At 36.7% G+C, this 18,069-nt stretch carries 19 protein-coding genes and 1 tRNA gene; 11 read left to right on the top strand and 9 right to left on the bottom strand.

The genetic code is table 11. The features are described 5' to 3' along the window. Nucleotides 1-6 precede the first annotated feature (6 nt). Entirely contained in the window at nt 7-1,023 is a 1,017-nt protein-coding gene (gene epmB, locus B9T27_RS03355; RefSeq protein WP_086205452.1) for an EF-P beta-lysylation protein EpmB, read from the bottom strand. Nucleotides 1,024-1,356: 333 nt separating this feature from the next. On the opposite strand from epmB, the gene efp reads away from it, so the two are divergent. The 8 genes from efp (at nt 1,357) to B9T27_RS03315 (ending at nt 10,140) form a co-directional block, all read left to right on the top strand. Next, entirely contained in the window at nt 1,357-1,926 is a 570-nt protein-coding gene (gene efp, locus B9T27_RS03350) for an elongation factor P (protein ID WP_086205451.1), read from the top strand. Between the two features lie 313 nt (nt 1,927-2,239). Further along, a complete protein-coding gene (locus B9T27_RS03345; protein ID WP_086205450.1) occupies nt 2,240-4,339 on the top strand; it encodes a carbon starvation CstA family protein in 2,100 nt (699 codons plus the stop codon). A gap of 12 nt (nt 4,340-4,351) precedes the next feature. After that, nucleotides 4,352-4,657, top strand: coding sequence for a YbdD/YjiX family protein (locus tag B9T27_RS03340; protein ID WP_171263320.1), 306 nt, complete (start codon nt 4,352-4,354; stop codon nt 4,655-4,657). A 305-nt stretch (nt 4,658-4,962) separates the two neighbouring features. Next, complete coding sequence (locus tag B9T27_RS03335; RefSeq protein ID WP_086205449.1) at nt 4,963-5,922, top strand: AAA family ATPase; 960 nt, start codon at nt 4,963-4,965, stop codon at nt 5,920-5,922. Between the two features lie 20 nt (nt 5,923-5,942). Further along, nucleotides 5,943-6,848 (top strand): DUF58 domain-containing protein, encoded by a 906-nt coding sequence (locus B9T27_RS03330; RefSeq protein WP_086205934.1) that lies wholly within the window; start codon nt 5,943-5,945, stop codon nt 6,846-6,848. Between the two features lie 4 nt (nt 6,849-6,852). Continuing rightward, nucleotides 6,853-8,877 (top strand): transglutaminaseTgpA domain-containing protein, encoded by a 2,025-nt coding sequence (locus B9T27_RS03325; protein ID WP_086205448.1) that lies wholly within the window; start codon nt 6,853-6,855, stop codon nt 8,875-8,877. A 21-nt stretch (nt 8,878-8,898) separates the two neighbouring features. Next, nucleotides 8,899-8,975: transfer RNA gene (locus B9T27_RS03320), tRNA-Val, on the top strand. A 145-nt stretch (nt 8,976-9,120) separates the two neighbouring features. After that, entirely contained in the window at nt 9,121-10,140 is a 1,020-nt protein-coding gene (locus B9T27_RS03315) for a tyrosine-type recombinase/integrase (RefSeq protein ID WP_086205447.1), read from the top strand. A 29-nt stretch (nt 10,141-10,169) separates the two neighbouring features. Here the strand turns inward: B9T27_RS03315 and B9T27_RS03310 are convergent, their stop codons facing one another. The 5 genes from B9T27_RS03310 to B9T27_RS14735 all read right to left on the bottom strand — a co-directional run bounded on the left by B9T27_RS03310 (nt 10,170) and on the right by B9T27_RS14735 (nt 14,125). Further along, nucleotides 10,170-10,451: a DNA-binding protein gene (locus tag B9T27_RS03310; RefSeq protein WP_086205446.1), complete on the bottom strand. Its 282-nt coding sequence runs from the start codon at nt 10,449-10,451 to the stop codon at nt 10,170-10,172. Nucleotides 10,452-10,560: 109 nt separating this feature from the next. After that, nucleotides 10,561-13,290 carry a toprim domain-containing protein gene (locus B9T27_RS03305; RefSeq protein ID WP_228146136.1) on the bottom strand — a complete coding sequence of 910 codons (2,730 nt, stop codon included), beginning with the start codon at nt 13,288-13,290 and terminating at the stop codon, nt 10,561-10,563. Between the two features lie 9 nt (nt 13,291-13,299). Then, nucleotides 13,300-13,695, bottom strand: a complete 396-nt coding sequence (locus B9T27_RS03300; protein ID WP_086205444.1) for an ogr/Delta-like zinc finger family protein — start codon at nt 13,693-13,695, stop codon at nt 13,300-13,302. Then, nucleotides 13,688-13,927: a hypothetical protein gene (locus B9T27_RS03295; protein WP_086205443.1), complete on the bottom strand. Its 240-nt coding sequence runs from the start codon at nt 13,925-13,927 to the stop codon at nt 13,688-13,690. The genes B9T27_RS03300 and B9T27_RS03295 overlap by 8 nt, the downstream gene beginning before the upstream one ends. Before the next feature lie 21 nt (nt 13,928-13,948). Next, a complete protein-coding gene (locus B9T27_RS14735) occupies nt 13,949-14,125 on the bottom strand; it encodes a toxin-antitoxin system HicB family antitoxin (RefSeq protein WP_143222559.1) in 177 nt (58 codons plus the stop codon). A gap of 106 nt (nt 14,126-14,231) precedes the next feature. Here B9T27_RS14735 and B9T27_RS03290 point away from each other — a divergent pair, with 106 nt between their 5' ends. From B9T27_RS03290 to B9T27_RS03280, 3 genes are all read left to right on the top strand, one after another. Next, nucleotides 14,232-14,588 (top strand): helix-turn-helix domain-containing protein, encoded by a 357-nt coding sequence (locus B9T27_RS03290; protein ID WP_086205442.1) that lies wholly within the window; start codon nt 14,232-14,234, stop codon nt 14,586-14,588. A 104-nt stretch (nt 14,589-14,692) separates the two neighbouring features. Next, entirely contained in the window at nt 14,693-16,072 is a 1,380-nt protein-coding gene (locus B9T27_RS03285; protein WP_086205441.1) for a hypothetical protein, read from the top strand. A 6-nt stretch (nt 16,073-16,078) separates the two neighbouring features. Further along, complete coding sequence (locus B9T27_RS03280; RefSeq protein WP_086205440.1) at nt 16,079-16,726, top strand: hypothetical protein; 648 nt, start codon at nt 16,079-16,081, stop codon at nt 16,724-16,726. Between the two features lie 35 nt (nt 16,727-16,761). On the opposite strand, the gene B9T27_RS14835 is transcribed toward B9T27_RS03280, so the two are convergent. From B9T27_RS14835 to B9T27_RS03270, 3 genes are read right to left on the bottom strand one after another with little or no spacing between them, the layout of a single operon-like run. Continuing rightward, nucleotides 16,762-16,926 carry a hypothetical protein gene (locus tag B9T27_RS14835; RefSeq protein WP_171263319.1) on the bottom strand — a complete coding sequence of 55 codons (165 nt, stop codon included), beginning with the start codon at nt 16,924-16,926 and terminating at the stop codon, nt 16,762-16,764. A 6-nt stretch (nt 16,927-16,932) separates the two neighbouring features. After that, complete coding sequence (locus B9T27_RS03275) at nt 16,933-17,253, bottom strand: hypothetical protein (protein WP_086205439.1); 321 nt, start codon at nt 17,251-17,253, stop codon at nt 16,933-16,935. 2 nt (nt 17,254-17,255) lie between these two features. After that, nucleotides 17,256-17,930: a hypothetical protein gene (locus tag B9T27_RS03270; RefSeq protein ID WP_086205438.1), complete on the bottom strand. Its 675-nt coding sequence runs from the start codon at nt 17,928-17,930 to the stop codon at nt 17,256-17,258. Between the last annotated feature and the right edge of the window lie 139 nt (nt 17,931-18,069).

The raw sequence follows: 18,069 nt of genomic DNA, 5'->3' as shown, positions 1-18,069 counted from the left end.
TAATACCTAAAAAGTTGAAACTCCATAAAGCGGTGTTTTATTTTTCTCTCCCGCAATCTCTCTAACCAGTTTAGGCACCAAATAGCCTGGTAAGCTGGCCAAAACCTCATTGTATAGCCGATCAATTTGATCTGGCTCTAAGTCAAAATGTTGCGCACCTTTAACTTTATCTAAAACATGTAAGTAATATGGCATAATTTGTGCGTCAAATAGTCGATGACTCAAATCAATCAAAGTTTGAGCTGAATTGTTGACACCTTTTAATAACACAGCTTGATTTAAAATTAAAATATTCTGCTGTGCTAAGTGAGTTAATTGAGCACAAGTAGCATCATCTAGTTCAGCAGGATGATTTGAGTGTATCACTAGAATTACACGTAGCCTACTGTTTTTCAATAAAGAAACAAGCTCATCGTCGATTCTATTTGGTATTACAACAGGAACGCGTGAGTGAATTCTCAAGATTTTGATTTGTTTGAGAGATGATAGACGTTCTAGCCAAAGTGCTAGTTTTCGGTTGGATAAAGTGAGAGGATCTCCACCACTTAAAATCACCTCGTTGACATCAGGATTGTTTTCTAAATAACTTTTGATGTTTAGCCAATCTTCATTTTTAGGTAGATTTTCTTGATATGGAAAGTGACGTCTGAAACAATAACGGCAATGAACTGCGCAGGCACCCGTTAAAGTCAGTAAAAAACGTGATTTATATTTGTGTAAAACACCGGGAAGTTGATTGGCTGCCTCTTCACCTAAGGGATCTGTGACAAAATCTGCATGTTCTTCAAGTTCTAAATGGTGAGGTAAAACTTGTAATAAAAGCGGATCAAGAGGATTCGCTTTTTGCATTCTAGCAACAAAAGCCCGCGGTACCCGTAATTTAAACTGTGTTGAGGCTAAAATTGCCCCAGATAAGAGTTGCTCAGGTGAGAGTTGCAGTATTTCGAGCAGCTCTAATGGGTCAGTAATTAGATCACTGAGTTGAGATTGCCAGTTTTTCTCTTGATATAAATAGTTTATCATTACACGTGTTAAAATAAGGTAGTTAAAGGTCTATAGATAATTCATCTATTTTCAGTGTCGCAGTGTAAGCGTGTGTTATCAGTATAAAAAATCTTCGATCGATAATAGATATGAAGAGCTTTTATATATTAACCAATCGTGGATTTTACCCGCAATCTGATAGGACAGGGATATTTTTTCGTTGCTTCGTTATGTATTGCTCATTTAGAATACTAAAAATGTAAAATACGTGCCTTGCATCGTCAAGAAAGGTCACTGTCGCAAAATTGAATGAATTGCCGATAGTCCTACTGCATGAATAGATTAAGTTAGTAAGTTTTGGAGCGAGCCTGCATGGCCAATTATTCTACAAATGACTTTAAGCAAGGTCTTAAAGTAATGCTTGATGGCAACCCATGTTCAATTATGGAAAATGAATATGTAAAGCCAGGTAAAGGTCAGGCATTTAGCCGCGTAAAACTACGTAACCTTAAAACAGGTAAAGTTTTAGAGAAAACTTTCAAATCAAATGAATCACTTGAAAGTGCTGACATCGTTGAAGTAGAGATGGAATATCTTTATAACGATGGCGAACTATGGAACTTCATGGATCCAGTAAGCTTCGAGCAAATTGCTGCTGATAAAATAGCAATGGGCGATGCAGTAAAATGGTTAAAAGATGATTCTAATGAAAAATGTACAGTGATGCTGTTTAATGGTGTTCCATTAACTGTAAATCCACCAAATTTCGTGGTCTTGAAAATTGTTGAAACTGATCCAGGTGTACGTGGTGATACTTCAGGTGGCGGTGGTAAACCCGCTAAACTTGAAACAGGCGCTGTAGTTCGTGTTCCTTTATTTGTACAGCAAGAAGAAAGTGTTCGTGTAGATACGCGTACAGGTGATTATTTAGAGCGTGCATAATAGTTTAAAAATAGACTATTATCGAAGGGATGATGAAAATCATCCCTTTTTTATATCTCAATTTAAGCCCAAGATGGGAAAGCTAGCCAAAGAGGAGCAAGGGTATATTATCTGGATTTAGTAAGTGGTGTTTTATAAAAAAGTATGTCATTACAATGTGGTATTAATCGAACATATTCAAATCAAATTTCATGCCAAAGTCTTAGATTAAAACAAAAAAATCAGGAGTAAAGTCATTAGGGAAAAATATACAAAACACATGAAGTGAATCAGTCAAAAGAAACTGCTTTTGTAATTAAGATATGAGGTATTAATGGAAAATATTCAAACGAAGCCCTCAGCCATGTCGAAACTGATGTGGGCTGTTGTTGCTGTAATTGGTGCAGTATCATTTGGAATACTTGCAGTCAGCAGAGGTGAACATGTCAATGCCGTATGGTTGGTTTTGGCAGCAATTTGTGTATATAGCATCGCTTATCGATTTTATAGTTTATTTATTGCCACTAAGGTTTTTGAACTCGATTCGCGTCGGTTAACGCCCGCGCATCGTATGGCAGACGGTTTAGATTATGTACCCACCAATAAATATGTACTGTTTGGGCATCACTTTGCTGCCATTGCTGGCGCAGGGCCACTAGTAGGTCCTATTCTTGCAGCGCAAATGGGATATTTACCTGGAACATTGTGGTTACTCATTGGTGTGGTGTTTGCTGGTGCTGTACAAGATTTTCTGGTGTTATTTATCTCCACCCGACGAGATGGTCGTTCACTGGGTGAAATGGCGAAGCAAGAACTTGGCTCATTCGCTGGTGTGATTGTCATGCTCGGTGCGTTGGGCGTTATGATCATTATTCTTGCTGTTTTAGCATTAGTGGTCGTGAAGGCGTTAACCAATAGTCCATGGGGCGTATTTAGTATTGCGGCAACAATACCGATTGCATTATTTATGGGTGTGTATATGCGTTATATCCGTCCAGGAAAGATTGCTGAGGTTTCAATCATTGGATTTGTCTTAATGATGGCCGCGATTATTTATGGTGGAGATGTCGCACAACATGCATATTGGGGGCCTTTCTTTACTTTAACGGGGACACAGTTAACTTGGTGTCTTATTATTTATGGTTTTGTTGCTTCAGTCTTACCCGTTTGGTTGCTTTTAGCACCGCGTGATTACTTATCTACCTTTTTAAAAATTGGTGTAATTGCAGGACTTGCGGTTGGTATTATGATTGCCATGCCAATGCTTAAAATGCCAGCAGTGACTCATTTTGTTGATGGTACGGGACCTGTATTTGCAGGTTCGATGTTTCCATTCCTATTCATTACCATTGCCTGTGGTGCAATTTCAGGTTTCCATGCTTTAGTGGCCTCTGGAACAACACCAAAACTCATTGATAACGAAGTTAATATTCGTGTGATTGGTTACGGTGGGATGTTAATGGAATCTTTCGTTGCGATTATGGCAATGATTTGTGCAACAGTACTTGAACCAGGAGTGTATTTTGCCATTAATGCACCAGCAGCGGTATTGGGTACAACTGTTGAAAGTGCAGCAGAAGCAGTCCGCAATTTAGGTTTTGTCGTGACACCTGAAACTTTAGCTTTATTGGCGAAAGAAGTCGGTGAAAATACGATTCTATCACGCACAGGTGGTGCGCCTACATTTGCGATTGGTATGGCACACATTATTACCGAAATTTTTAATAATCGTTCGATGATGGCATTTTGGTATCACTTTGCTATTTTATTTGAAGCACTATTTATTTTAACGGCTGTCGATGCTGGTACGCGTGCATGTCGTTTTATGGTGCAAGATACTGTGGGTATCGTCATTCCAGCACTGAAAAATTCACATAATTTTTTGGGAAATATGATTGGTACAGCGGTTGCTGTAGCGGGATGGGGTTTTTTCGTTTATCAAGGTGTGGTTGATCCATTGGGTGGGATCAATAGTTTATGGCCATTATTTGGTATTGGTAACCAAATGTTGGCTGCAATGGCGTTGATTTTGGGTACAGTCATTTTATTTAAAATGAAGAAAGAAAAATATGTTTGGGTAACGATTATTCCAACCATTTTTTTATTCATTACGTGTATGACTGCAGGTTGGCAAAAAATCTTCCATGCAAATCCAAAAATTGGTTTCTTGGCGCAAGCGAATAAGTTTTCTGATGCGATTGCTAAAGGTGAAATTTTGAAACCTGCAAAAACACTTGAAGAAATGCAGACAATTGTATTCTCTAATCAAATCAATGCAGCGCTCTGTGCATTCTTTATGATTGTGGCAATAGTGATGCTGATTGCTGCCATTGGTGTGATTCGTCGTGCATTGGCAAGCCCAGTCCCTACAGTGAATGAATCACCAGCAGTCTATGCTGACCCTGAACAAATTGTAGTTACAAAGGCACACTGAGTAGAGGTGGTAATGATGAATCTTAAATTTGCCAAAGGTGGAAAAGCGGTGATTTATAAAATCATCAAAATGACCATTATGTCGCAGAAAGAGTTAATTTTTTCTCCAAGAAATTGGTCGCGTATAGCAACTTTATGGCAGCGTTTACAACAGAGTTTTCGTTTGATGGTTGGTGTGCCAGATTATGAAACTTATTTGGAACATATGAAAAAGAACCATCCCGATTTGGAGGCAATGGATGAAAAAACGTTCCACCGTTATTGTGTAGATGCACGTTATCCGTCTGCAAGTGGTGGTTTAAAAAAATGTCCTTGTTGATATGATCAGTTAACAAAAACGGTATTTAGATACCGTTTTTTGTTTTATTCATTTTAAGTTGGGGTGGTTGGTCCATTATAAGTGAATATCTCAATGAAGGGTTTTTCGTGATAAAGACTATTTTGCAAATAAAACGATGCTAACGTCAGTCTCAGCTAAATGAGGCATAGTTTTAAACATTAAGATTAGTATTTATTTTATTCATTATATTTGGAATTTTTAGAATTAAAGATTTGATCTTTTGGGTAAAAATAAAAAAACAGTGTATGTTAATCATCTATCTGATTTTTATTGGGGAATAAAAGGTGATTTGGGGCTCCACAAAAACAAAAAGTTTGGAATCAATTGAATTCATTGCTGAAAATGAGCTTATACCTTTTTATCCAAAAATTGATGAATTTCTAAATCAAATCAATCAAATTATTTTAGGTAAAGATCAACAAACTAAACTGACTTTATGCAGTTTATTGGCAGGAGGCCATGTACTTTTTGAGGATTTACCTGGTTTGGGGAAAACAACGCTCGCCAGTAGTTTATCGCATTTGACCGGTTTGAATTTCCAACGAATTCAATTCACCAATGACATGCTCGCCAGTGATGTAATTGGGATTAATATGTTTAATCAAAAAGAACATCAATTTGAATTTAAGCAGGGCCCAATTTTTACTCAAATTTTACTCGCTGATGAAATTAATCGCTGTAGTCCCAAAACTCAAAGTGCCTTACTTGAAGCCATGGAAGAGGGTTATGTTACGGTAGATGGCACGCGTTATGAATTGCCTAAACCTTTCTGGGTGGTGGCGACACAGAATCCGCTTTTTCAAAGTGGAACTTATGCTTTACCAGAGTCGCAACTTGATCGTTTTTTAATGCGTTTATCTTTAGGTTATCCATCTCGTTCAGCGGAAAAATTATTATTGCAACAAAGTTCACGTCATGCGCTGATGAGCACATTGAACGCCGTATTTTCTCAAGTTGAAATTTTGACATTGCAAACTTGTGTTAAACAAATTTTAGTGAGTGAAATTGTTTTAGATTATCTGCTGGATTTGACCGAAGAAACTCGAAAAGGACGACATGGTTTATCTACACGGGGAGTCTTGGCCTTAAAACATGCAGCACAAGCACATGCACTTGTTGAAAAGCGGAACTATGTCATTGCTGATGATGTTCAAGCCGTATTTGTTGCGGTGACTGCACATCGTATTGGTTTAGGTGAAGCTGAAACATTCAATCTAATGCAGAAAGTTTCAGTTAAAGGCTAATGGATCTTTGAAATATGGTGATGCAGAAAAAAGTTAAACAGTGGCTGAGTCAGCGTTTTCAATATCAAGCACCTAAAACACTGAAACAAAATGATGTGTTGGTTTTCATCTATCAACAAGGATTTTTATATTTAATCCTGATTTTGATCACCTTTATTGCTGGTGTGAATTATGCCAACAACCTGATTTTAGGTTTTTGTTTCCTAATCAGTGCCATATTGTGCATTAGCTTTTATCTGACTTTTAAGCAATTACATGCTTTGAATATTGAAATTATTAGTCCTGAAGTTGGGCGAGTTAATGAGGTCTTTAGTGTTAAATTTATTTTGAAGCAACCCACTAAAATGCCAAAATATCTATATTTCAAATACGCAGATCAATTCCAACAAGTCCTTTTTGATGAATTGCAACAAAGTATTGAATTACATTTGATTGCAGAGCAGCGTGGTTTATATCAGTTTCCACAAATTCAAATGTATTCTACCTATCCACTAGGCTTGGTTCGCGCATGGACATATTTTTATATTCAAAAAGAGGTGTGGATTGCACCACAGCCAAAAGCATTAAATCAAAATTTTTATGCTAGTGCGAGTTTAGGGCAACCTGATTTAGATGAATTTCATGAATTACGTAATTTTAAAGTGGGGGATTCTTTGCAAGCGGTTTCTTGGAAGCAAGTTGCACGAGGTCAAGGAATGTATATTAAGCAATTTGAAGATCAATCTGATGCACAGACCCTATATATTGAATATGCACAGATGCCGAGTAGCGACCATGAGGAAAAGCTCAGTTTAATAATGGGCTTAGTCGACCAATGTGAGCAACATAAAATTCCCTACAGCATAAGATTGCCGCAGATTGAAATTGTACAAGGTTGTGGCGAACAACAATATTTACAAGTTCAGCAGCAGCTTGCACGAGCTTAAATATATGAATCGAGCCATTCAAATTTCAATTATTTTAAGTTTGAGCTTAATACTGGTCGCACAATTGGCATTTATCCCGATTGCCTTAAGTCTAGTGTTTTTATGCATGATTCTGAATTTGGTTGTGAAGGATCGGTATACGATTGCGACCACGCACATTAAATTTTTTATTTTTAAATGCGTAAAAATTTTCAGTGTGATTTTTGCATTAGGTATTATTTATTTAAATTATAAAACTTTTCTTGGTGTTGATGCAGGAATGGCAGTACTTGCGGCCTTTTTATACGCCAAAGCTTTAGAAACTAAAAATAAGCGCGATTTAATTATCTTGTTCAATTTTGCATTGTTTGTGAGTGCGGGACTATTTTTATATAGTCAATCAATATGGATGGCGTTGCTAGTTTTTTCTTGCTTAGTCAGTTGCTTGGTTGGTTTGTATCGAATTCAGACGTCACAATTTGAACAGAACATGAGTGGTTTTCAATTATTGAAAACCGATATTCAACATATACTCAAAGTCATTGCTTTAGCTGTACCATTTTTTATTCTTTTGTTTCTATTTTTTCCAAGATTACCACCACTTTGGCAAATTCCAGTCGCGAGCTCACAGGGCGTTACTGGAATGAGTGATCGAATGTCACCAGGTGAAATAGCTGAGCTTTCACAGTCTAGCGCTTTGGCTTTTCGTATTTTGGGAGATATGCAACAGTTACCTAAGCGACCAGAATTATATTGGCGGGCCATAGTACTGGATCAATATGATGGTACGACATGGACCAGTAGTGAAAATAATCAGCAGCCTCAAGTAATTGAAAATATTAAAAAGCCTAAATGGATTTGGAGTTATCAGTATCTTGCAGCGGATGATCATGTGCAATGGGTCATGGCTTTGGAAAGGTCAATTCCTGCTCAGGAATATTTTCAATTACATCAAGATGGAGCAATTACGCCGACTCAAATGGTACAACGAACGCAACCGATTAAATTACAGTGGTTAGGTTCTCGAATTAATGATTTAGAACATTTATCTAAATTAGAACAAGATAATAACTTAAATTTTATTCAGTCCAGTGATCCGCAAGCACAGCAATTAGCACGAGATATATTTACGCAAAGTCATCAAAACCCTGCTGTATATATACAACGCATTTTACAGTGGTATCAGCAGAATAATTTTAGCTATACCTTGGCCCCAGGAAAGCTAGGTAATAATCGAATTGATACGTTTTTATTTCAATCGAAACAGGGTTTTTGTGAACATTATGCCTCTAGTTTTGCCATGTTAATGCGTTATGTTGGTATTCCCGCTAGGGTTGTACTGGGTTATCAAGGTGGGCAGCTTGCACCAGATCGACAAAGCTGGGAAGTGCGTCAGTTAGATGCGCATGCATGGACTGAAGTTTATCTACAAGGTAAGTGGCACCGCTATGATCCAACTTTCATAATTGCACCGCAACGTATTGATCAAGGTATGCAAGACTATATTTCGGAGCAACGATTGGTCTTAGGTGGTGAGGGTAGTACATGGCGTTATCCACAATATTCAATGTTGAAAAGCTTCAATATTTGGAGTGATTACGCAAGTTATCAATGGCAAAGTAAAGTCGTGGGATATGATGCAGCGAAGCAAAATGGCTGGCTAGAAAAATTTGGTCTAAACTCAAGTTATCGCTATGCACTCATTCTCATCTTTGGCACTCTCTTTCTTGGAGCTATATATTTTGTGGTATATCGGTGGAATATATCTCGAAATTTATCTGCACTGGATAAAGTCATTCATTCTTTTTCTAAGTCATTAAGCGCAGAACACAAAAAAATGCAGAGTGAAACTTTTCAACAGTGGATGTTACGTTTATCTGCATTTTCGGATCGGACGCATGTATTTGAGCAAGTAAATACGGTATTTCAAAAAATTATGTATCTAGAACAAAAAGATAGCACGATGATATCTTTTTTAGAGAAATTGCTTAAAGAATGTGCGACTGAATTGAAAGTTATTGAAAAAACTTGTCAGGATACTAAAAAATGAATATCATTCCCTCCACATTATAGGTGTATAGCTCAGTTGGTTAGAGCGCTACGTTGACATCGTAGAGGTCAGCAGTTCGAGTCTGCTTATACCTACCAGATATAAATCAAAGACTTATAAGCTAATCAAATGCTTATGAGTCTTTTTTTTGTCTATTTTTAGCATTTATTATTGTGTCGGACTTGGCTAAATTGGTGAAAAATGGCAATATTTATTAGCCATCTGCGACAAGTTTGCGACAAAATGAAAATACCGAAACCAAGAAAAAGGGGTGAGACATATAACATTACTGTCTCATATGAAAGTAAAAGATATTACTGCACCCGTGATACCGCCAAAGAATGTGAACAATGGGCTGCACTTAAGTTATTAGAATTACATACACAAACTAGAATTGAAAATGGGGAGATTAAGCCTAAATTTTCTTTTAGAGATTTAAACAATAAATATTATGAGAGCGTCGGCCAATGGAAAGAGTCGAAGTCTTCTCGTGCTTGGATTAAAGGTCAATACCGTAATTTTGAGAGTAAATTTGGCGCATTAGCACAAAAATCTATTTATGACATTACTCCGAAAGATTTAACAAATTGGCGCAATAAAAGACTTCAAGAAGTGGGTGAAAATACGGTTCTAAAAGAAATTTCTCATTACAGCGCAATGTTTACTTATGCCCAGAAAGAACTTTTCATCTTAAATGAAAATGCTTGGATGCTAATTACAAAGCCCAAAAAGCCTAAAGCACGTTCACGTCGTATTCATGCATCCGAAATTGAACTGATACTTAAAGCATTAAATTATGAGATAGGACAGGTACCAGTCTTATCGCAGCATTATGTTGCTTGGGGCTTTTTGTTTGCTATTGAAACTGCAATGCGTCGTGGTGAAATACTTTTAATGGAAATGAAAGATATTTTTGATGGATATGTTCATTTACCTAAAACCAAGAATGGAGATCCTCGGATTGTTCCATTGTCTGATGAAGCAAAAGAATTACTTAAATTAATTAAGCATAAAGGGCGTAGGGTGATACCGCAGTCAGAAAATGCTTTTCGTTTAATGTGGGAAAGAAGCAAAATTACAATTGGATTAAATAACTTACATTTTCATGATACTCGACATGAGGCTATTACACGGATGGTTCGAGTGAGAAAATTACCTGTTGAAGTTTTAGCTAAAATCACAGGTCATAAAAAGATAGATATTTTGGTAAATACTTACTACAACCCGAGTGCGGATGATTTGGTTGCAGCTTTTAATGGATAAAAATAAGCCCACATAAAGTGGGCATTTTATTAATTTTTACGTTTGGGTCCACGTCTAAATTTAGGATTCCTAAGTAGAGCATCTGCAGCATCGGGATCGTACATGTGTTTACCATTGCTTCCCTGGTTGATAGAAATACATCTCGTTCTTATTGTTTCGTCAGAATATCCGTATTTTGCAACAAGTTCTGCAACGGAAACTAATTTACGCTTTTCAAGTTTTAAAGCCGTGACTGTTCCACCAAGAAGAATTTGACCAAGAACGATTTGAGGTGCTGAGTCAGCTTCAATGGTGACAATAAACTCAGGCATCAGATTTAACTCCTTGTTTTGGTCTAGAACTATATTTCATTATTATGGTTTCCTATTTTGATTAATGTATAACTCACTTAGCGTCATCGCAATGACATATGGCTTAAAATTATTTAGCCCGTTTTATTGATAGTTGGTTAAAATTCGGATTGGTAAATATCCAACATTTGACGACTCGTTCACGAACTTCTGAAATTGCATTTTTAACTTCATCTGCAGGGAAGTTTTTAGACTTCACTGGTTTGTTCATTTCTATAAATTTATAGCGTCTGCTTGAGCGAAGAAGCGTCCGCATTTCATTGATCTCGGGTAATGATTGATAGTTACGTGCTGCAACTTTGTAGACTTCGTTGAGGTTGATTGCGATGCTCTGAGCATCATGGTCATGATGATTCAAGCTGAATGCTGCGCTTCGACTGACATTCATATATTCGTAGGCATCCCAAAATTGTTGAACCATTGGATGATCACTGCTTAATTGCTCGATACGCTCCCGTGCCATGGTGTCTAATATTCGTTTGGCATCACAAACTTCTTCTAAGTCGATAACATCTTTTAAAACGTGTTGTTCAAGTGCATCAATCATTGCAGATACTTGTGCATGGCACAGAGCAATACGTGTATGGGTGATGCCTTTTTGATGAAATTCTTCTTCGTGTGCTTGAATATTGTCTGTATAGGTTTGCAGAATTTTTGCTTCATTTTTTAAGCAATGGGTCATGTAAGTACATGCGTCTTCTAAGGAAATACGAGAAAGACGATCGGCAATTCTTTTCTTGTCAAGATTATGGCCTTTTGTTGTCACCGTAATATGCAAGGTACGGGACAGAATGGCTTCTGAGGCTTGGATAGGCGTGTTTTGACTGATCATGATTGCACCACGGAATGGTGGCTCATAGGTTTCATTACCTGCGGTTTTTAAGCCTTTAGAGCGAATTGCTCGACCGTTAAAAGCATCTTTCAATTCATCCCAACTAAACTTGGCTTTTTGAGCACCACCATTTTGATCGTTACGGTCGCCTTCAATCAAGACTATTGGCATATTGGAAGCTTGAGCGAAGTTACGATAAATTGCCACACTGGTTGATTTGTTCGGATCAAAGCCTTCGTAGGCTTCTCGTCCAGTGAACTTCCACAACAATTCAAGCAAAGTCGATTTACCTGCACCTGCTTGACCTACAAACTCAAAGAATGGGTATGAGGAATTGAGTGCACGAATCTGCTCGGCAAAATACGTACCTGTCCACCAAGCGAGAATGATTAAACCATTTGCGCCATTTAAGGTGTAAAAGTCTTTCCACCAAGATGCTTGAAATTCCTTTTTTGGATTGAGATGAATAACAGGTGAATTGGCTAAAGATTTAAGTTCTTTTTTCCCTGTTTTATAGAAATCATGTTCATTTTTGTGGATAACTTGACCGTTATGCACAGCGTACTGATCGAAGATATAGGCTTGATAATCTTTACTGTAGCCAATGAAATCTATGGTTTTAACTTCACGTAGTTTTTCAGTTTTACGTTTAATAAAAGTTTCGAGTTGTTGGTCGCTACCCGTCCACATGGCACCTGAAAGGACAGACATAACACGAGGTTTAAATTTACTGCGTGAAGCCATGTGCTCTGCAGTAAAAGTAGTTTTGGTTTCACCCCATGGGCTTTGTAGGTGAAAGTAATACCAAGATTCATCTGTAATTTCATTACGTTGGAAATACAGCGGTTCAAGCTGTGCATTACAGATTTCTTTGGCTGAAGAGCAAGTTTTTAATGCCTGAATGCGGACTTCTTCTTCTGAGAGCATTTGTTCTTGTTGGGTTTCTTCTACGTACTGGACTGCCTTGTTGTATTTTTCATAATCCAACTCCCACCAGTAGGTACGGAACTTATGATTGAAAAAGAATTTACTGAGGTTGCTACCATAAAAATTGTAGATGAGTAATCCTGCTTCTTCAGGTGTTTCGACAATTTGAAGCTTGCCGTAATGGAGATATTTCTCCTGGTCTTTTTCAGTCAATTGCTCACGTTGAAATAGATCATTCCAATCGAGTGATTTTCCATTGATGGGTACAGGTGGCAAGGCAGCAGTTGAGATCCAACCTTGATCCGTTGCTTGTTTATGGTGTTTAGATAAAAACTTCTTGCCTGCGTTGTCATTGTCTAAAGCCCAAACTAAACGTGGCTTATCTTTGTTGAGTTCATGACAGCGTTTATTGATCGTTTCTAATAGCTGAGTTGGATAGTTACCACTGTTCATGTTACTCAAGCTGATGATGCCTGACTGTGAAAGGGCAATGCTGTTGAAGATGCCTTCTGTGATCCAAATACTGCTTGCATGGCAGAGTTCATCTAAGGCATGTATTGACCATGCCAAGCCTGTCCATTTACCAATGAAGTTGGCTTTTTGACGACCAAAGCGGTCAGGACGGTCGATGATACGTTCCCAATAAATACCTTCTGCTAATTTGAAGCGAACTGTGGCACTGACAAGGCTTTTATTTTTAGGGGATTGAAAGAGTTCCTGTGTGTATCTGCCTTTTAGATTTTTAAGATCAAAGCCACGTCCTTCTTTTAAATAGGCATCTGCTGCTGCATTTGGATTTTCAGGCGTTCTAGGATGGTACTCAGACCAATCTTTAAAAAACTCTTCACAGATGTCTTTGACGTATTCTTCATAGCCACATTTATTGATGCGTCCACATTTCACCATGCGAGGTGTTTCTGCATGGGTATAGAGTTCCTTTTCATTACAGTTTGGGCATCGACCTTGGCGATACCATTCACCGATTCTTTTAAAGTTGAAAAGTTGGTTGAGTCTGTCATCAATACGACGCTGAAGATCCATTATTAATGCCTATAAAAGTTTCATTTGTAGAAGTCGGTTGCGGTATGTCGTTGCTCTAGTCAAGTCGATGGTTGACGAATGGAAGAGCGCAGAGATAAAGCCTTCAACATAATTTTTTTGGTGTTCATCAATTGAAATTTGAAGTTCTAAACTTTCGATGTGATGTTCGAGTTCTGTTTCCCACTGACGTTTATGCTGTGGCAGTCCTGTTTGAATGTCAGGATTTGGGTTGATGCTGTTTTGTATTGGTCGCACCATTTCTAGGCTTGCTGCAAAACTTGCAAGACACTGATCATTGCGACAAGAGACAATTAATTCATGTAATAGTGGCGATGGTCTTTTACGGCTTGATACGTGCATACGAATGCCACAGTGGGGGCAGTAAAAACCAATTGATTTACTCATCGTTCAATTCCTTAATTTTTTTGATTAAACGACTTGGAGCAATCACATTTGAAATGACAATGTGAAAATGAACCAAAGTCATGCATGTCAGCTCCCGACACTCACCTACATAACCTTTTGGATTTTCTGAATAAACGACCGTTCCCAAAATCTTTAATGGCTTGTCACAGACGGGACAGCAAATTTTTTCATTAAAAATGTGTCCATATATTTCAGAAAGTGCGCTTGGCATGAATTTCCTAAAACTCGTGACTTATGATGATTCTGAATTTCGGGAAGAAGCCTCTGAAAGATTTTTTTCAACAAGGTGCTTTATCCATTCGTTTAAAGTTTTGTCTTCTTTCGCTGCTTCTATACGTGCAAGTCGTTTGATTTCAGGTGTGGTACGAAAGCTAACTTGGACTTCTTTTCGAGATTCTTGAGTAGCCATTATGCGTTTCCTTTGGAAGTCACAGTTTTCAACTGTGGTGGATAAAGAATTTTGTTAAAATGGTAAATGAATAAAGCAATATTATCCCAATTGGGATAATTGATATATGGATTTATCCCAAATGGTAAATGAAAATAACGATCAAAGAGGCGAACGTCTTCGTGAGGAACGATTACGTTTAGGTCTTTCTCAAAAAGATTTTGCTGCTTTATTTGGTAAGAAAAATATGGCTGTAATGCGCTATGAAAAAGGCGAGCGTGTCATGGGGCAAGATGATCTGGAGGCTTTAAATAAAGCTGGGGTGGATGTTTATTACTTAATTACAGGTGAGCGGACTCAGCCAAATTTACTTTCGGATGATGCAAAGGAACTGCTTAAACTTTGGGACAATGTAGAGCCGAGTCAAAGAGAAACTTTGATGACGTTGGTACGGAATTTTGCTGAGAGTTTTCCTAAAAAGTGAATAAATGAGTAAATGAGTAAAAACTCATTTACTCTAAGCTGTTATAAGAAAAATAAAAATGCTATAAATTTAGCAATTTAAAATTGTTAATTAAAAGATAAATTATGTTTATAACGAATGTGATAAGTTATGGAGATGCTTGGGATACTTTGAATAAAAATTACTCCGAAATTTTTGAAGAATTACATAATATTATTGATCAGATAACCATACCTAATATTCAAGAGTATGAAAATATTAAAGGTAGTATTGTGAATGGGTATTCAATACGTAGGTACTGGCGTTCAAATATGAAGCTACGTGATTGGATGATGATTTCACATACGAAAAATTATTCAAATCATGACCTTTCACTTTTAGGTTTTCTAAAAAACAACATTTCTTTAAATTTTTTTAATGATCCTGAAGTTATAAATCGATGGCTTTACAGTATTACTCCGATTGCTTATAAAAATGGAAGTTTAAGTATTCCGATAGCTGTTGTACCAATTCCAGCGACATTTATTGATGTTGAAAAGGTAGGAAGTAAATCTGCTTTAAATAATAAAGTCTTTACACAGATTTATCTTGATCTAAATAATTTAGAGCCTCTAGATCACAATGTTCCATTTCTAATTTTAGGAGTTGGAAGTAATGAAACAGAATTTGATGTTAGGGAGATTTCATCAGTCAAAATTGAAAAAATAAATTTAAGAGATATTAGGATTGATAGGTGCATCGAATTTTCACCCGAATATTATCAAGCTGGTTTGGCAATTCTTACTTACTTCGGTTCTGTACTTAGAGAAAAATATCCAGAACAAAATGCGACAGTTAAAATTGAACAACATGATTTAACTGTTCGCATGATTATAGAAACAGAAGATGGGAATATAGAAACTTTAGAAAAAGCATTACATGAATATGAACTTGTACTCAAAGGTCAAAAGAGTGCTGAAGAGTTTTATCTATCCCCAATAAAAGCATTAGAGTTAAAAAATCAGCTTCATTTATTTAAGTTCCAGATCGAGTCTCAAAAAGAAATCATCGCCTTACAAAGAGGGCAAATTCTTAGTTTAGAAGACATAGTTGATAAAGCATTGGCTCCAATAACACATCCACCAGTGACTATTATTAATCAATTAAATAATACGCAATCTTTGAATATGAACCATCAAACTACGCTTAATCAATCATATGATGATTTAGATGAGCTGATAGATCTTGCTGACAAAGATTCTCTGAAAAAACGTCTTGAACGTGCTCTTACAGCTTTAGATGCTGCACAAAATTTAGATGAGCCAGAAGAGGTAAAAAATTCTGGTGGTATGAAGCAGCTTGCCAAAATATTGAATGAAGCGAATGAGATAGGATCTGAGGTTAATGATTTAGTAGAAAAAGGTGGACAGGCAGTTGAGCTAATTAAAAATCTAGGTCGTAAATATAACAGTGTGGCGGAGTGGTGTGGTTTGCCCGTTATTCCTAGTGTGTTTGTAAAGGAATAAGTAAACATGGAAAATTTTAAAGATTGGATCCCATTATTAGCAGGTATTGCTGCCTTTATAGGTATATTTTATAAACGTGAAGAAGTCCTATCTTTAAGACATAAAGATTTTTCTGCACGTCTAGATGCAACAGTTCGATTTTTTAATGAGTTTTATGGAAAACAGAATGAAAAAAAATTAGTGTTGGATCGTGCAGCACAAGATGTAGTTAAATTAGACTTAATGGATTTTAAATTTTTATGTTATTTGATTAAATTGGATGAAAAATTTTTAATTAAATTAGAGGATTTAGTACATCATTATAGTGTTGGTCATGAGTTTATAGATTATTCACCTAGTAAGAATGACGTTGATATAAATAGCTTTATATTGAAAGTACCAAAGAATAGAACGGTTAAAAAACAAAACATAATTTATAATGCTCAATATTTTTTATTTGCATTTATAGCATGTATTCCCTTTTTAATTTCACCATGGATTTCTCAAATTTTATTTGAAAAAAAAACGCCTTTAATTTTCACTATTGCCTTAATTATTATGATGTTAGCTAGTTTAATGACAGCAGTGGTTGCATTGCTACAATCTTCAAGTTTAGCTCATGCAAATAAGTTTATAGAAAAAATAAAAAAAGCAGATCGTGAGCTTAATTCTTAAAGAAATAATAGTCAGCCCTCCTAAGAGGGCTTCTTTTACCTTTTATCATCCACAGTTGTTTGAATTTGACGTACTTGTTCCTGAATAATAAATAAAGTTGCTGAAATAGATTCACCTGTGAGTGAGTCGCAGTTTTCAGTGCTTTCAATTAATAAAGCTAAATGTTGATCTAATAATGACAATCTAGTTTGAATATCCATGATTTTTTACCTCTTCTCATTAATGGTTGAAAAACCACTGTTAATGAGATCGGATAATTCATTGAAAAGAGACCAACTTTTTTCCGTGTTTTCAAGTATTAGAATGGCTTGAACTGCGCTTATGCTTAAGTTGTAGCAGTCAAATGATTGATTATAGTGATAATCAATTTCTTCTCTTAATTTTGACCAAGTAATATTGGTTTCAATAAAAGTTTTATAAGACACATCTGGGTTGATGAGATTATAAAGTTTTTTTGAAGAAACAAAGAACTGTCGTTTATTGGTCTGCGGATTTTTAACTCTAAGAATAATTTTTGAAATTGTCATTTTTATATCCTTATCAAGTGTTCAGGAAGGACTTGTTCAGGCGTATGCCATTGCCATCTTTTAATATTGAGTCGGTTACTTGCTGAAGCTGTATAAGCAATAACCGTGTTCGTCTTGTTGCCCCAAAAGTGCAGACGTGGATCGTCAAAAGCAATGTCCAACTTGTGTTGACGAAGTTGGCGATATAGGGCACGGTTTTGGCTTGGGATTGTTGCTAGCTGTTCAGGTGTTGCTTCTGGCTCTACAGGCGTATCTGTACCTACGATTGTTTCAGTCTCTGTTTTTGGTTTAGCAACTGTTTTGGTTTGAGATACTGATATGCCAAACAATTCTTTCAATTTTTTATAGTTGATGGTGTAGTAATTGACTCGCATAGATTTGTTTGAATCTAGCTTATGGATTTCAATTAAACCTAATTCTTTGAGCTTTGAAACAGCACGTTTAATGGTTGAAAGGCTGAAGAAACCGAGTGTTGATGTCCATTCCTCAAATGTATGAAACCACCACTTGCGGTTGTTGTGTTGAGTTAGATTTTTCTTACGTTTGTATTTGCCTGTTTCATTGAGTAGGTAATACAGCTTTTGTAAAAAGGATGCAGCAGGTAAGCCTAGTTCTTTGCTGAGCATAGGCGAAGCAATAATGGGATATTCGTTGTTTTGAAGGAGTATGTTTTTCATATGTCATACCCCGTACGATAAGACTGCATATAACACGCTTTGCAACGAGCCGCCCACTTTTGAACACCGTTTTTCATGCCATTTTTAAAATAAAATTCTTCGTCAAAAGGGAAGTAGTCGTTACACATGGGGCAACATT

Source organism: Acinetobacter sp. ANC 4648 (assembly GCF_002135345.1).
Taxonomy (GTDB): domain Bacteria; phylum Pseudomonadota; class Gammaproteobacteria; order Pseudomonadales; family Moraxellaceae; genus Acinetobacter.
This window is presented reverse-complemented; position numbering and strand designations above follow the sequence as displayed.

Bases quoted from the DNA above. Each gene is read 5' to 3' on its own strand.
- efp (WP_086205451.1), top strand. From the start codon at position 1,357: ATGGCCAATTATTCTACAAATGACTTTAAGCAAGGTCTTAAAGTAATG.
- B9T27_RS03340 (WP_171263320.1), top strand. From the start codon at position 4,352: ATGATGAATCTTAAATTTGCCAAAGGTGGAAAAGCGGTGATTTATAAA.
- B9T27_RS03290 (WP_086205442.1), top strand. From the start codon at position 14,232: ATGGATTTATCCCAAATGGTAAATGAAAATAACGATCAAAGAGGCGAA.
- B9T27_RS03315 (WP_086205447.1), top strand. From the start codon at position 9,121: ATGAAAATACCGAAACCAAGAAAAAGGGGTGAGACATATAACATTACT.
- B9T27_RS14735 (WP_143222559.1), bottom strand. From the start codon at position 14,125: ATGGCTACTCAAGAATCTCGAAAAGAAGTCCAAGTTAGCTTTCGTACC.
- B9T27_RS03295 (WP_086205443.1), bottom strand. From the start codon at position 13,927: ATGCCAAGCGCACTTTCTGAAATATATGGACACATTTTTAATGAAAAA.
- B9T27_RS03285 (WP_086205441.1), top strand. From the start codon at position 14,693: ATGTTTATAACGAATGTGATAAGTTATGGAGATGCTTGGGATACTTTG.
- B9T27_RS03280 (WP_086205440.1), top strand. From the start codon at position 16,079: ATGGAAAATTTTAAAGATTGGATCCCATTATTAGCAGGTATTGCTGCC.
- B9T27_RS03275 (WP_086205439.1), bottom strand. From the start codon at position 17,253: ATGACAATTTCAAAAATTATTCTTAGAGTTAAAAATCCGCAGACCAAT.
- epmB (WP_086205452.1), bottom strand. From the start codon at position 1,023: ATGATAAACTATTTATATCAAGAGAAAAACTGGCAATCTCAACTCAGT.
- B9T27_RS03300 (WP_086205444.1), bottom strand. From the start codon at position 13,695: ATGAGTAAATCAATTGGTTTTTACTGCCCCCACTGTGGCATTCGTATG.
- B9T27_RS03325 (WP_086205448.1), top strand. From the start codon at position 6,853: ATGAATCGAGCCATTCAAATTTCAATTATTTTAAGTTTGAGCTTAATA.
- B9T27_RS03310 (WP_086205446.1), bottom strand. From the start codon at position 10,451: ATGCCTGAGTTTATTGTCACCATTGAAGCTGACTCAGCACCTCAAATC.
- B9T27_RS03345 (WP_086205450.1), top strand. From the start codon at position 2,240: ATGGAAAATATTCAAACGAAGCCCTCAGCCATGTCGAAACTGATGTGG.
- B9T27_RS14835 (WP_171263319.1), bottom strand. From the start codon at position 16,926: ATGGATATTCAAACTAGATTGTCATTATTAGATCAACATTTAGCTTTA.
- B9T27_RS03305 (WP_228146136.1), bottom strand. From the start codon at position 13,290: ATGGATCTTCAGCGTCGTATTGATGACAGACTCAACCAACTTTTCAAC.
- B9T27_RS03270 (WP_086205438.1), bottom strand. From the start codon at position 17,930: ATGAAAAACATACTCCTTCAAAACAACGAATATCCCATTATTGCTTCG.
- B9T27_RS03330 (WP_086205934.1), top strand. From the start codon at position 5,943: ATGCAGAAAAAAGTTAAACAGTGGCTGAGTCAGCGTTTTCAATATCAA.